This window comes from Mesorhizobium sp. CAU 1741, assembly GCF_039839275.1.
Lineage (GTDB): Bacteria > Pseudomonadota > Alphaproteobacteria > Rhizobiales > Rhizobiaceae > Aerobium.
Genome location: NZ_JBDOQP010000007.1, coordinates 24,559 through 39,122, shown reverse-complemented (window position 1 = coordinate 39,122; position 14,564 = coordinate 24,559). Strand labels below are relative to the sequence as shown.

Sequence of the window (14,564 nt, the reverse complement as noted above, 5' to 3'; positions counted from 1 at the left end):
CGCCCGGCGTTGTATCGGGGGCTGCTACTCGGCCGCCTTGCGCTGGCCCTGGCCGAAACGCTGCTCGATATAGTCGGCGACCATCTGCTGGAAGTCCTGGGCGATGTTGGAGCCGCGCAGCGTGGCCGCCTTCTGTCCGTCGATGAATACCGGCGCGGTCGGCGTCTCGCCCGTGCCCGGCAGCGAAATGCCGATATCGGCATGTTTCGACTCGCCCGGACCGTTTACGATGCAACCCATCACCGCGACCTTGAGCTCTTCGACGCCGGGATAGCGTTCCCGCCACACGGGCATGTTGCGGCGCAAATCGTCCTGGATGCTGGCCGCGAGTTCCTGGAACACCGTCGACGTGGTGCGCCCGCATCCGGGGCAAGCAGCCACGATCGGCACGAACTGGCGGAAGCCCATGGTCTGAAGCAGTTCCTGTGCGACCTGCACCTCACGCGTTCGGTCGCCGCCCGGCTCCGGGGTCAACGAGATCCGGATCGTGTCGCCGATGCCCTGTTGCAGCAGGATCGCCATGGCCGCAGAGGAAGCGACCACACCCTTGGTGCCCATGCCGGCCTCGGTAAGACCGAGGTGCAGCGCGTGGTTGGAGCGCTTGGCGAGTTCGATATAGACGGCAATCAGGTCCTGGACCTGGCTCACCTTTGCCGAAAGAATGATCTTTTCGCGCGGCAGGCCAATCTCCTCGGCGAGTTCCGCCGAGATCAGCGCCGACTGGACGATGGCCTCACGCATCACGTCGACCGCCGTGAGAGGCGAGCCGGCCTTCTGGTTGTCATCCATCAGACGGGTGAGCAGCTCCTGGTCGAGAGATCCCCAGTTGACGCCGATGCGCACCGGCTTGTCATGGCGGATTGCCGTCTCGACGATCGCGGCGAACTGCTTGTCCTTCTTGTCCTTGAAGCCGACATTGCCGGGATTGATGCGGTACTTCGCCAACGCCTCGGCACAGGCCGGATGATCGGCGAGCAGCTTGTGGCCGATATAGTGAAAATCTCCGACGATCGGAACCTCGACGCCGAGCCGGGCGAGCCGGTCGCGAATCTTCGGCACTGCGGCGGCGCTCTCGTCGCGATCGACGGTGATGCGCACGATTTCCGAGCCGGCGCGGTGCAGCGCTGCGACCTGGGCCACCGTCGCGTCGATATCGGCGGTGTCGGTATTGGTCATCGACTGCACGACCACCGGTGTATCGCCACCGACCATGACGTCGCCGACGCGAACACCTACGGTCCTGCGTCGTGCGAGGGGGCGGTCGAGGAAATGCTGCATCGGGATCGGACTCGTTCTGTCTGCCTGATCGTCACTGCTATCTAGGCCTTGTGGGCTCCTAGCACAATCCGGCAATTCTGGCACCGGCAAGACGCGTACCGTGAAAACCCCATCATGCTTGCAACTATGTTGCGGTGCAATATGTATGGTCCGACACATAGAACACAACATCGCAGGAAGGAAATGCCATGCTGACGGGAAGGACGGCCATCATCACCGGTTCAACATCGGGCATCGGCCTCGCCATCGCCAACGCGCTGGCCGAACAGGGATGCAACATCGTCGTCAACTCCTTCTCCGACAAGACCCAGGATCATGCCGTCGCGGCAGACCTCGCCAGCCGGCACGGGGTCGAGGCGGTGTACATCAAGGGAGACATGAGCAAACCCGACGAGTGCCGCGCGCTTGTCCAGCAGGGGATCGCGCGCTTCGATACGCTGGATATTCTGGTCAACAATGCCGGCATCCAACATGTCGCGCCGGTCGATGAATTTCCTGTCGAAAAATGGGACGCCATCATCGCGATCAACCTGTCGTCCGCCTTCCACACCAGCGCCGCCGCGATCCCGCATATGCGCGAGGCTGGCTGGGGCCGTATCGTCAACATCGCTTCCGCGCACGGGCTGCGTGCGTCGCCGAACAAATCCGCCTATGTGGCGGCAAAGCATGGCGTGGTCGGACTGACGAAGACCGTCGCACTGGAACTCGCGGGCAAGGGTGTCACCTGCAACGCGGTTTGCCCCGGCTTCGTGCTGACGCCTCTGGTAGAAACGCAGATCGCGGATCGCGCCCGGGAAGCCGGGCTTGACCGTGAGACCACCATCCGCGACGTCATCCTCGAGAAACAACCCTCCAAGGAATTTGCGACCGTCGAGCAGATCGGCGCGTCTGTTGCGTTCCTGTGCTCCGACGCCGCCGCGCAGATCACCGGCACGACGCTGTCGATCGACGGTGGCTGGACTGCCCAGTGAGCGAAAAGGACGTCATCAAGTCTGTCAATCTGGCGCTGCAAGGCGGCGGTTCGCACGGCGCGTTCAGTTGGGGTGTGCTCGACAAGCTACTGGAAGACGGGCGCATCGAGCTGGCGGCCATCTCGGGCACGAGTGCCGGAGCCATGAACGCCGTCGCGTTCGCCGACGGCTGGGCGAGCGGCGGCGCGGATGGCGCCCGCCAGAAGCTGCATGATTTCTGGAAGGCGGTCGGCCGGACAGGCCGTTTCAGCCCTGTGAGGCGCATGCCGTGGGATGTGTTGTGGGGCAACTGGACGGTGGAGAATTCGCCCGGCTATCTCTGGTACGAAGCGTTCTCCCGCGTCTTTTCGCCCTACAGCGCCAACCCCTTCAACCACAATCCGCTGCGCGACGTCGTTCGAGACGAGATCGACTTCGAGCGGGTGCGCCGATCCAAGGGGCCGAAGCTCTTCGTCTCGGCGACCAATGTCGAGACCGGCCAGTTGCGTGTCTTCGAGACCGCCGAAATGACCCTCGACGTGGTGATGGCATCGGCGTGCCTGCCGCAGATCTTCCAGGCCGTTGAGATCGAGGGAACGCCCTATTGGGATGGCGGCTACGGCGGCAACCCGGCGCTCTACCCGTTCTTCTACGCCACCCCCACCGACGACGTGCTGCTCGTGCAGATCAATCCGGTGGTGCGTGAAGGCGCACCTCGTTCGGCCCGCGAAATCCAGAACCGCATCGACGAGATCACCTTCAATTCGGGCCTGCTTCGCGAATTCCGTGCCATCGCCTTCGTCAACGAACTGATCGACAACGGCCGGCTCGACCGGGAGCACTATCGCAATATCCGGATGCATCGCATCGATGCCGACGAAGCCTTCAAGGACCTGTCCGCATCCTCCAAGGTCAACGCCGAATGGGCCTTCCTCGAATATCTGCGCGACCTCGGGCGCTCGGCCGCGGAAGACTGGCTGGCCGAAAACTACGATGCAGTCGGCGAACGGGCGACGATGGACATTTCAGGGGAACTCACGCCCGGCATGGCGATCCGCAAGAAGACGCCGGGCGCCCGCGTTCGCAGTTTCCTCGCGACCCGCAAACGGCCCCCTTCAGCGAGCCATCACCCTACCGGCGAAGCGCGGCGGCAAGAACCCGCGCACTCGTCTGTGAAGCCTCGAGATGACACCGAGGCCCGCTGAGCCGCGATTTCATTCCTTCGAGCGAGTCGAGGAACACTTCGGCCAGCGCCTTCGGGGTAAGTTCGCAGGCGGCAAGGTCGACATTGGCTGTGCTGGCTTCGTCGGCGATGGCTCGCTCCAGCAGTTCGACCATCCGCAGCCTCCAATCCGCCATCAAATCGCCGGCAAGGCTGGTCTTGATGTCGAAAAGTTCCGAACCGTGCGGCGACTCCTCGATATGCTGGAAGAGATCGAAAAAGGCGAAGCACGTCATGTGGTCGAGGCGTTCGAGCAGTGTTCCTGGCCCCGCAAGCGCCATCTCGGCCCGGCGAAGAACCTCCGCCAGAAGGCCGCGCCCAAGCTCGCGATAGATGTCGGTCTTGTTGCGGAAGACGAGGTAGAGCGCCGGACGCGACAGTTCGGCGGCCCGGGCGATGTCGTCCATCGTAGTGCGGCCAAAACCGTAGGCGAGAAAGACCTTCAGCGCGCCGTCGAGGATGCGCGTGCGCTTGGCGTCTGCGCTCCCAGCGGCGGCAGTTAGTGTCCCGGCAACTGATTCCATGGATCCACTCTTGACAAAAATACAGAATTTGTCAACATGTTCGCGCCATAGGTAAACATGCAGCCACCGTGTTGGCAGCATTGATGATCGCTTCAATAATTTCGACTATATTGCAGTGCAAAAAAGGCGTAGAAGTTCCCGCCTTTCGCCAAGAAGACGAAAGAACGGATTGAATGGCGGCAAGACCGCTCCCATATCGACGGCTTCCCTTGGGATAACTGACCGGGACAGCCCGCCCGCGGATAAAGTAAATGGCCAAGCTAAAGTTCCACAAGGTAGCGGCAATCGCCGTTTTCATCGTCACTGCGGCATGGGTGGCGACCGGAGAGTTCTCCTCGGTCGGCAGCGCTGCTGACGAGGCGCAGACGCCTGCCGAAAAGGAACCCGCAAAGGAGGCAGCGCTGCTGCGAACGGTGGGAGTGGTCGATGCACCACGCATCGAGCATGCCCGCGCCATCCGCATCTCCGGCTATACGGATGCCGACAAGCGCGCCGTGCTTGCCACGCGCGCAGCCGGCATCGTGCGCGAATTGCCGATCAGCCTCGGCGATCGGGTCGAGGCCGGCGAGCTCATCGTCAAGCTCGACGCGGAAGGCAAGGAAGCGGCGGTCGAGACCGCGCGCCAGCTTCTCGCCCAGCGCGAGGCGGAAGCCAACGCGTCGCGTCGTCTCGCCGAGCGCGGCAGCATTCCGAAGCTGCAGCTCGACAATGCGCTGTCAGCCCTCGCTGCGGCGCGATCGCAGCTTGAATCCGCTGAAGCCGATCTTGATCGCAACATCGTGCGCGCGCCATTTGCCGGCGTGGTCGACAAGGTCGACGTCGAACTGGGCAGCTCCGTGCAGGCTGGCGCACCGGTCGCCACGGTGCTCAATCTAGACCCGGTGCTTGCACGTGGCGAAGTCTCGGAACGTGACTTGGGCTACGTCAAGCCGGGCGATCCGGCCCAGATACGCCTCGTCAATGGCCGCGAACTGGAGGGCGAGATCCGCCACATCAGCCGCGACGCCACCTCCGCCACACGTACATTCCGCGTCGAGGTAGCCATTCCCAACGAGGATCGCAGCGTCCCCGCCGGCATGACCGCGGAGATCACCTTGCGCGCCGAGCCCGTCCTCGCGACGGTCCTTCCGCGCTCGGTCGTCACGCTCAGTGCCGAGGGCGATCTCGGCATCCGTGCCGTCGACGCCGAAGACATCGTCAAGTTCTACCCGATCGACCTGGTCGACGACACGCCCGGCGGTCTCGTTCTCGGCGGTATCCCGGAGGACGTCCGTGTCATCGTGGCGGGCCAGGAGCTGATTTCGGAGGGGGACAAGGTCGATCCGGTCGAGGCCGATCCCGAAACAATCAAGAAGCTGGTCAGCGAAGCGACCGGCTCGACCCAGTAGCCCCCGGGGACGCAAGACGTCATGGACATCGTCAAACTCGCCATCCGCAATTCGCGGCTGACCATATCGGTGCTGCTGTTTTTCCTGATCGCCGGCGCGCTCGCCTACCAGTCGGTGCCCAAGGAAGCCGAGCCCGACGTCGCGATCCCGATCATGTATGTGAGCCTCGCCTATCAGGGCATTTCGCCGGAGGATTCCGAGCGCCTGCTGCTGCGGCCGATGGAAACGACCCTCAAGACGATCAAGGGCCTCAAGGAGATGCGCTCCGCCGCCTATCAGGGCGGCGGCTACGTGCTGCTGGAGTTCGATCCGTCGACGGACCTCAAGACAGCGCTCGACGACACGCGCAACAAGGTCGACGACGCCCGGGCGGACATCCCGCAGGGCGCCGAGGAGCCGACCGTCAGCGAAGTCAATATCTCGGAATTCCCTGTCCTCGTCGTGACACTGTCGGGCCATGTTCCCGAACCGGTGCTGACGAAGGCCGCACGCGAACTGCGCGACGGCATGGAAGAAATTCCAGGCGTGCTCGAGGCGACGCTGCAGGGTGCGCGTGAAGACCTTGTCGAAGTCGTCATCGACCCGATGAAGCTGTCATCCTACGGCTTGCAGCTCGACCAGATGATCCAGGGTGTCGGCGCGTCCAACAGCCTTGTCGCCGCCGGCGCAATCGAAGGCAGCGAGGGCAAGTATTCGGTAAAAGTGCCGTCGTTGATCGAGACGGTCGAGGACGTCGCCAACCTGCCCATCGTCGCCGGCCCGAATGCCGTCGTTCGTGCCCAGGACCTGGCAACGATCCGCTCGACCTACAAGGACGCCGAGACGGTCACCCGCATCAATGGTGAACCGGCAATCGCGATCGAGGTGAAGAAGCGCACCGGCGCCAATATCGTCGATACCATCGTCGGTGCGAAGGCGCTCGCAGACCAATTCGCGACGCAGTTGCCCGAGGGCATGAACGTCACCTACACGCAGGACAAGTCGGTTTTCGTCAACCAGCTCCTCAACGACCTGCAGAACCACGTCCTCATCGCCGTCATTCTGGTCTTCATCATCATCCTTTACGCGCTGTCCGGCCGGTCCTCGATGCTGATCGGTCTGGCGATTCCGTCCTCGTTCCTGATGGGCATACTGGCGCTGACGATGATGGGCTACACGATCAACATGATCGTGCTGTTCAGCCTCATCCTGGCGGTCGGCATGCTCGTCGACGACGCCATCATCGTGACCGAGTTCGCTGAGCGGCGCATGTCTGAAGGCATGCCGCGCGAAGAGGCCTTCGAGTTGGCAGCAAAGCGCATGGCCGGGCCGGTCATCGCCGCCACCATGACGCGCATCGCCGCCTTCTCGCCCTTGCTGTTCTGGCCGGGCATCGTCGGCGACTTCATGAAATACCTGCCGATCACTTTGATCGTGACGCTCGCCGCGTCGATGCTCTACGCGCTTGTCTTCACACCCGTGCTGGGCGCCAAGTTCGCCAAGGCGCATCACGAGCCCGAAGAAGAGCATCGCGATGGCTGGTACATGGCGATCGTCAAGCAGGCGGTGCGCTTCCCCATAGCGGTGCTGCTGCTAACCGTTGGCCTGCTCGGTGGCGTGTTCTATTCCTACTCGCAGTTCGGCGCCGGTGTCGAATTCTTCCCCAGCGTCGAGCCCGATTACGGCCTGCTCTATGTCCACGCACGCGGCAACCTCTCGCTTGCCGAGATGGATGCCGCCACGCGCGAGGCTGAGAACCGCCTGCTCGGCTGGCCCGGCATCGAGTCCGTCTACACCCGCGTCGGCAAGACACAGGGCGGCGGCCAGGAGATCGCCGAGGACGTCGTCGGCGTTATCCAGTACGAATTCGTCGATTGGCGCGAACGCAAGTCCGCCAACGCCATCCTCGACGATTTGCGCGTGGCGATGGCCGGCATTCCCGGCGTTGACGTCGAGGTTCGCGTTCCCGATGCGGGGCCGCCCACCGGCAAGCCGGTTCAGATCAGGCTCTCCGCGTCCGACCCAACCAACCTCAACGAGCGCGTGACGGACGTTGCGGCACGTCTTGCCGATGTCCCGGGTGTCATCGACATCTCCGACGGGCTGCCGCCTCCGGGCGTTGACTGGGCGCTGTCGATCGATCGCACCAAGGCCGCGCAGTACGGCATCAGCCCCAATGCCGTCGGCACCGTCGTGCAGCTCGTGACCACCGGTCTCAAGCTCACGGACTACCGGCCCGCTGGCGCCGATGATGCAGTCGACATTCGTCTCCGGCTGCCCGAGGATCGCCGCACGCTGTCGACCCTCGACCAGTTGCGTGTCGAAACGGCGCAAGGCGCGGTACCGATCTCCAACTTCGTCGTGAGGGAGCCGGAGCCGCGCACCGGTACGCTCAACCGCATCGACGGCGCGCGCACCGTGGTGGTCCAGGCAAACGTCGCGTCCGGCTTCCAGGTCGCCGAGGTCCAGCAGCAGGTCACCCAGATGATGGAAGGCATGGATCTGGGCGAGACGCAGTGGAAGCTGGCGGGCTCAAGCCAGGAAAGCGACGAGGCCAGCGCGTTTCTCATGAACGCGTTCGGAGCGGCGATCTTCCTCATCTTCCTGGTGCTGCTGGCACAATTCAACAAGTTCACCAGCGTGTTCCTCGTGCTGATGACCGTCGTAATGTCGACGATCGGTGTGTTCCTCGGCCTGTTGCTGACCGGCCAGACCTTCGGCATCGTCATGTCCGGCATCGGCGTGATCGCGCTGGCGGGCGTGGTGGTGAACAACAACATCGTGCTGATAGACACCTATGACCGGCTGCGCGAAGAAGGCTGGTCGAAGGTGGACGCGGTGCTCCAGACCTGCCGGGAACGCGCGCGGCCTGTCGTGCTGACGGCGGTATCGGCGATCATGGGCGTGCTGCCCATCGCCTTCGGCCTCGGCCTGGAACTCTTCCATCACGAGACGACGATCAATGCGCCGTCGACCCAATGGTGGATTTCCCTGTCGAGCGCGATCGTCTATGGCCTCGCCTTCGCGACCGTGTTGACGCTCGTCGTCACGCCATCAGCCCTGATGGTGTTCACCCGCGACAAGCGACCGGCCGGCCATCGCAGCCTGCTTTCGCGGCTGTTCCGCCGGGGTGGCTCATCGCAAACATCCGAAGCCGCGGCTGAAACGCCGGCATCGGTGGAAACCGGCATCGAGTACCCGAAGGCAGCGGAATAGACAGCCCATTCCCGGCGGCGGCGCATCGCCCGCCGCTGCCGGGAACCTTTCATGACAGCACCGCATTGACTTGTCGTTTCAAGCCATTTCCTTGGAGGGATCCGTCATGTCACTCGGCACAATTCTTCTCATTATCCTGATATTGATTCTGCTTGGCGCCATACCCGCCTGGCCTCACTCCCGTGGCTGGGGCTATGGCCCGTCGGGTATTCTTGGCGTCGTTGTCGTCATCGTGCTCATCTTGCTGTTGATGGGCAGGATATAATCAGCGACCAAACCGGTCTTGCCTGATCATTCGGCCGGCTGGCGCGCGACGAAATCCGCAGCGCGCGCCAGCGGCGCCATCAGGCACACCACGATCAGAATACCGGCGAGCACGACAAAGATCGGTCCAAAACCGGTCCGCTCGCCGATGAAGCCGATAGCCGACGGCGCGACGAGAATTCCCGAATACCCCATCGTGGTCACGATGCTCATGCCCGTACCGGTCGCCATGCCGGGCTGATTGCCGGCAGCGGAGAACGCGATCGGCACGAGGTTTGCGATGCCGAGGCCCGCAAAAGCGAAAGCGGCGATGGCCAGCCAGGGCTGCGAGGACAGGCCAGCTACCATCATTCCCGTTGCGGCGATCAGGCTGGAGACCCGCACGGTGGTCACTGCCCCAAGCCGATTGCGCACGCGGTCACCCAGAAACCTCAATGCCGCCATGGTTCCCGAAAAGGCCGCGAAGGCAAAGCCTGCGGTCGCGATGTCGGCGCCGCGCTCCTGTTGAAGGTAAAGCGCTGCCCAGTCGAGCACCGCGCCTTCGGGGATCATGGCAAACAGGGCGACGAGGCCGACGAGATAGATCATCGGATTTCGCGGCATGGTCGTGCGCCGGGCGTCGTGTGCTTGCGCCTTCGGCTGATGATCATCGTCGAGCAGGAACGGTATTGCACCCGCGACGAGCCCGAACGCGACCAGGGTGACGAAGCCGGCATGGGCGAGATAGCCGAAGTTCTGGATCGTCAGGCCACCCAGCGCGCCCCCGAAGAAGCCGCCAAGGCTCCAGAAGCCATGCGAAGCCGACATGATGGCGCGGCGCAGGCGTTGTTCCACAGCAACTGCATTGGTGTTCATGGCGACGTCGGTGCCGCCGACCACCCCGCCCATGAAGAACAGCGCAGGGCCCGCCAGCCAGACGGACGGGGCCAGCACCGCTGCGCCGAGCCCGAGGCATGAAAGCAATGCAAAGCTTCGCAGCACCTTTCGCGAGCCGTGGCGCGCCATCAGGAATCCGCATGTGGGCATGGCAGCGAGCGCGCCAAGACCGAAAAGCAGGATCAGCACGCCCAGTGTCGACTCGCTTATCGAAAGGCGGCTCACCAGCAGCGGAATATGGGGGGCCCAGCTTCCGATGATGAAGCCGTTGACGAGAAACATCGCCGTCATGGCCCAGCGCCCGCGCCGGGCCGCCTCGAATTTGGTCACAGCAGTCATCGCTTGGAGAATCCGTTCAGAAGGCGCGCAGGCTAAATCGGTTTAAGCCGCAGTCAAGCCCTCGCGTCCGACGTTTGTTTGCGCTGGGTGCGGATTGCCCCAATCCCGACCAACACCAGCCACATTCCGATTCCATGGAAGATGGAGCCCGCGCCGTCGGGCAGAACAAGGTTAGGGACGGACGGGCGACCTGCCCGGTTTGGAGAACCGACCGTGAAGAAGTCTTCCAGCATGAAACAGAACAAGGACCAACCTTTCCTCTCGCCGCTTGGTACCGAGCGCGGATTCCGTGCCCGCTGGCGCCGCATCCACGAAAGCCTGCCGGATTCCGCCGCCCCGATCGCATTCATGCTGGTCGGTGGGGTTGCGGTGATCGCGCTGTTGGGCACGCTGCTTTCCGGCGACCCTGGCCAATCCGCACAGATCGATGCCGCCCAGCAACAGGAGCGGGCGCAGACCACGCCTGCCGAGACCGCAACGGCGGACGCACCCGAGGAAGCCGTCGCATCGGCGCGATCGCGGCCTGAGCCAGAGCCTCAGCCATCACGGGTCTCGGAGGAGCAGCAGCCACAGGCCGATCTCGAACCCGTAGAGGCACCTTCAGACGAACCCGATCCGGAGCGCACGGCCTCGATCCTGTCGGCCGCCCGCGACGCCAACGCTTTCGTACCAGACGTGGAGATTGCGGAGAGCGAGGAAGAGATTGCCGCGCTCGAGGCGATCCAGCGCGAGGAGGTCGAGGAAGACGTCGGCCCTCCGTCGAGCGAACAAACAGCCGCGATCCCCGCCCAACAGACGCGTGCCGCGATCACCACCAACTACGTCAACATGCGGGCGCAGGCGAAGGACGACGCCGAGGTGCTTGAAGTCGTGCCCGCGCTTGCCGAAATCGAAGCACAGGACGATTGTGACTGGTGCGCTGTCACCTATGAAGGCCGCTCGGGCTACATCTACAAGACCTTCATAAGCTATCGCTAGCAGCGGGCGTCATTCCGCAGCGTAAACGACCAGCAGGTCCTTGGCGTCGATCTGGTCGCCGGCGCTGACAAGCACCTCGGCCACCTTGCCGTCCTGTTCGGCGTGCAAGGCCGTCTCCATTTTCATCGCTTCGATGGAAAGTAGGACGTCGCCCGCACTGACCGCCTGGCCAACAGCGACCGTGACCGCCGACACCACGCCGGGCATCGGTGCGCCGACATGGGCAGCGTTGCCCGCCTCCGCCTTGCGACGCACCTTGCCCGCACCCGCGCCATGCGCCCTGTCCGGCACCTTGACGCGGCGCGGCTGGCCATTGAGCTCGAAGAAAACGGTGACCATGCCCTTGTCGTCCGTGTCGCCGATCGCAAGGCAGCGGATGACGAGCGTCTTGCCGCGCTCGATCTCGACGAAGACTTCTTCCTCGGGCTCCATCCCGTAGAAATAGGAAGGCGTCGGCAGCACGCTGACAGGGCCGTAGTCCGTCTGTGCCGCCGCAAAGTCGGTGAACACCTTCGGATACATCAGCCACGACGCGAACTCGGCGTCAGAAAGCGTGCGCTCGAGCTTTTCCTCGATCCCGACGCGATCCTTGTCGAGATCGGCGGGCGCCAGTAGCGAGCCTGGTCGCACCGTGATCGGCTTCTCGCCTTTCAACGCCTTCTTCTGCAGGGCTTGCGGCCAGCCGCCCGGCGACTGGCCAAGATCGCCGCGCAGCATCGACACGACGGAATCGGGGAACGCGATGTCTTTGGCGGGGTTCTCGACGTCCGCGACGCTCAGGTCCTGGCTCACCATCATCAGCGCCATGTCGCCGACGACCTTCGACGACGGCGTGACCTTGACGATGTCCCCGAACATCAGGTTCACGTCGTGATAAGCCTGCGCCACCTCGTGCCAGCGCGTCTCCAGCCCGAGGCTGCGGGCCTGCTCCTTGAGGTTGGTAAACTGCCCGCCCGGCATCTCGTGCAGATAGACCTCCGAGGCCGGCCCCTTGAGATCGCTCTCGAACGCGGCGTACTGGTTGCGCACCGCCTCCCAGTAAAACGAGATTCGCCGGATCCAAGAGGGATTTAGTCCGGTGTCGCGCTCGTCTCCTCGCAGCGCTTCGACGATCGATCCGAGGCATGGCTGCGACGTGTTGCCCGACAGCGAGTCCATTGCCGCATCCACCGCATCCACGCCCGCCTCAACGGCGGCCAGAACGGTCGCGGCCGCGATCCCGGACGTGTCGTGCGTGTGGAAGTGGATCGGCAGGTCGGTGGTTTCGCGCAGCGCCTTGAACAGCACGCGTGCCGCCGCCGGCTTCAGCAGCCCGCCCATGTCCTTCAGCGCGATGATATGCGCGCCGGCTGCCTCGAGTTCCGTGGCCAGCGCCACATAGTATTTCAGGTCATATTTCGAGCGGTCGGGGTCGAGGATGTCGCCGGTGTAACAGATCGCCGCCTCGCACAGCTTGCCCTGCTCGATGACGGCGTCCATCGCCACCCGCATGTTTTCCACCCAGTTCAGGCAGTCGAACACGCGGAAGAGGTCGATCCCCCCTTCCGCCGCCTGGCGCACGAAGTAGCGCACGACATTGTCGGGGTAGTTGGTGTAGCCGACGCCGTTCGCGCCGCGCAGCAGCATCTGCAGCAGCAGGTTCGGCGCGCCCTCGCGCACCCTGGCGAGGCGCTCCCACGGATCCTCGGTCAGGAATCGCATGGCCACGTCGAAAGTGGCGCCGCCCCAGCATTCGAGCGAGAGCAGTTCCGGCAGGGCGCGCGCATAGACGCCGGCGACGCCAGCGATATCGAAGGTGCGCATGCGGGTGGCGAGCAGCGACTGGTGGCCGTCGCGCATCGTCGTGTCGGTGACCAGCACGCGCTTTTCGGCCCGCATCCATTGCGCGAACTTCTCCGGGCCCAGCGCATCGAGCTTCTGCTTGGTGCCGTCGGGAACCGGCGAATCGACATAGGGAACGCGCGGCGCGGCGGCATCATCCTTGGGGGCCGGCCGCCCACGTGTTTCGGGATGTCCGTTGACGGTGACGTCGGCAAGATAGTTCAGCAGCTTGGTGGCGCGATCCTGCCGCTTCACCTGGCTGAAAAGTTCCGGCGTCGTATCGATGAATTTCGTGGTGTAGGTGTTGTCGCGGAATTTCTGGTGGCCGATGATGGCTTCCAGAAACGTCAGGTTGGTCGCGACGCCGCGAATGCGGAACTCGCGCAATGCGCGGTCCATGCGCGCGATCGCTTCTTCGGGCGATGGCGCCCACGCCGTCACCTTCTCGAGCAACGGATCATAGAAACGCGTGATCACCGCGCCGGAATAGGCGGTGCCGCCGTCGAGGCGAATGCCGAAGCCGGTCGCGCCGCGATAGGCGGTGATGCGGCCGTAGTCGGGGATGAAATTCTGCTCCGGGTCCTCGGTGGTGATGCGGCATTGAAGCGCGTGGCCGTGGAGCTTGATGTCGGCCTGCGCCGGCACGCCGGAAGCCGCGGTGCCGATTTCCGCACCTTCGAGTATGTGGATCTGCGCCTTGACGATGTCGATCCCGGTCACTTCCTCGGTGACGGTGTGCTCGACCTGGATGCGCGGATTGACCTCGATGAAGTAGAATTTGCCGGTGTCTGCATCCATCAGGAATTCGACGGTACCGGCGCCGACATAGTCGGTCGCGTGCGCGATCTTCAACGCGTGCCCGCATAGTTCTTCGCGCTGTGCCGCGTCGAGATAGGGCGCGGGAGCACGTTCCACGACCTTCTGGTTGCGCCGCTGGATCGAGCAGTCACGCTCGAACAGGTGGACGGCGTTGCCGTGGGTATCGCCAAGGACCTGTACCTCGACATGGCGCGCCCGCTCCACGAGCTTTTCGAGATAGACTTCGTCCTTGCCGAAGGCCGCCTTCGCCTCGCGCTTCGCCTCAGTGACTTCGCGCGCGAGGTCGGCTTCTTCGCGGATCGCGCGCATGCCGCGTCCACCGCCGCCCCAGGATGCCTTGAGCATCACGGGGTAGCCCACCTCGGCAGCCATCTTCCTGACGGTTTCGATGTCGTCGGGCAGCGGCTCGGTCGCAGGGACGACGGGAACGCCCACCTCGACCGCGAGATTGCGAGCGGCAACCTTGTTGCCGAGCCGGCGCATGGTGTCCGGCCGCGGGCCGATGAAGGTGATGCCGGCCTGCGCGCAGGCCTCGGCGAATTCGGGACTTTCGGACAACAGGCCGTAGCCGGGATGAATGGCATCGGCGCCGGAGAGCTTCGCGACCCGGATCACCTCTTCGATCGAAAGATAGCTTTCGATCGGCCCCATATCCTTGCTCAGATGTTGGCCACGGCCAACCTGGTAGCTTTCATCGGCCTTGAAGCGATGCAGCGAATATTTGTCCTCTTCGGCCCAGATCGCGACGGTCTCGATCCCCAGTTCGTTGGCCGCACGGAAGACCCGGATGGCGATTTCGGAACGGTTGGCGACGAGGAGCTTCTTGATCTTCAAGGACGTGGACTCCGTTGAATGCAATTGAGGCGCGCTATCCTTAGCCAGAAAATGCTGCACTGCAAACTCCGGCCGC

10 protein-coding genes are annotated in these 14,564 nt (G+C 63.8%); 6 read left to right on the top strand and 4 right to left on the bottom strand.

Annotation, left to right across the window (positions count from 1 at the left end):
• Positions 1-24: 24 nt before the first annotated feature.
• Positions 25-1,278 carry a flavodoxin-dependent (E)-4-hydroxy-3-methylbut-2-enyl-diphosphate synthase gene (ispG, locus tag AAFN84_RS22590; RefSeq protein WP_347516976.1) on the bottom strand — a complete coding sequence of 418 codons (1,254 nt, stop codon included), beginning with the start codon at positions 1,276-1,278 and terminating at the stop codon, positions 25-27.
• A gap of 188 nt (positions 1,279-1,466) precedes the next feature.
• On the opposite strand from ispG, the gene AAFN84_RS22585 reads away from it, so the two are divergent.
• Entirely contained in the window at positions 1,467-2,249 is a 783-nt protein-coding gene (locus AAFN84_RS22585) for a 3-hydroxybutyrate dehydrogenase (protein WP_347516975.1), read from the top strand.
• Positions 2,246-3,433: a patatin-like phospholipase family protein gene (locus AAFN84_RS22580; RefSeq protein ID WP_347516974.1), complete on the top strand. Its 1,188-nt coding sequence runs from the start codon at positions 2,246-2,248 to the stop codon at positions 3,431-3,433. Before AAFN84_RS22585 ends, AAFN84_RS22580 begins: the two co-directional genes overlap by 4 nt.
• Here AAFN84_RS22580 and AAFN84_RS22575 read toward each other — a convergent pair.
• Entirely contained in the window at positions 3,360-3,974 is a 615-nt protein-coding gene (locus AAFN84_RS22575) for a helix-turn-helix domain-containing protein (protein ID WP_347516973.1), read from the bottom strand. The two genes, AAFN84_RS22580 and AAFN84_RS22575, sit on opposite strands and share 74 nt — an antisense overlap.
• Positions 3,975-4,225: 251 nt before the next feature.
• Here AAFN84_RS22575 and AAFN84_RS22570 point away from each other — a divergent pair, with 251 nt between their 5' ends.
• From AAFN84_RS22570 to AAFN84_RS22560, 3 genes are all read left to right on the top strand, one after another.
• Positions 4,226-5,362 (top strand): efflux RND transporter periplasmic adaptor subunit, encoded by a 1,137-nt coding sequence (locus AAFN84_RS22570; RefSeq protein WP_347516972.1) that lies wholly within the window; start codon positions 4,226-4,228, stop codon positions 5,360-5,362.
• A 21-nt stretch (positions 5,363-5,383) separates the two neighbouring features.
• A complete protein-coding gene (locus AAFN84_RS22565; protein ID WP_347516971.1) occupies positions 5,384-8,557 on the top strand; it encodes an efflux RND transporter permease subunit in 3,174 nt (1,057 codons plus the stop codon).
• A gap of 106 nt (positions 8,558-8,663) precedes the next feature.
• A complete protein-coding gene (locus AAFN84_RS22560; protein ID WP_347516970.1) occupies positions 8,664-8,822 on the top strand; it encodes a DUF3309 family protein in 159 nt (52 codons plus the stop codon).
• Positions 8,823-8,848: 26 nt separating this feature from the next.
• Here AAFN84_RS22560 and AAFN84_RS22555 read toward each other — a convergent pair whose 3' ends face one another.
• Entirely contained in the window at positions 8,849-10,036 is a 1,188-nt protein-coding gene (locus AAFN84_RS22555; protein WP_347516969.1) for an MFS transporter, read from the bottom strand.
• A 231-nt stretch (positions 10,037-10,267) separates the two neighbouring features.
• Between AAFN84_RS22555 and AAFN84_RS22550 the strand changes: the two genes are divergently transcribed.
• Complete coding sequence (locus tag AAFN84_RS22550) at positions 10,268-11,014, top strand: SH3 domain-containing protein (RefSeq protein WP_347516968.1); 747 nt, start codon at positions 10,268-10,270, stop codon at positions 11,012-11,014.
• A 9-nt stretch (positions 11,015-11,023) separates the two neighbouring features.
• On the opposite strand, the gene pyc is transcribed toward AAFN84_RS22550, so the two are convergent.
• Positions 11,024-14,488, bottom strand: coding sequence for a pyruvate carboxylase (gene pyc, locus AAFN84_RS22545; protein WP_347516967.1), 3,465 nt, complete (start codon positions 14,486-14,488; stop codon positions 11,024-11,026).
• Positions 14,489-14,564: the final 76 nt, after the last annotated feature.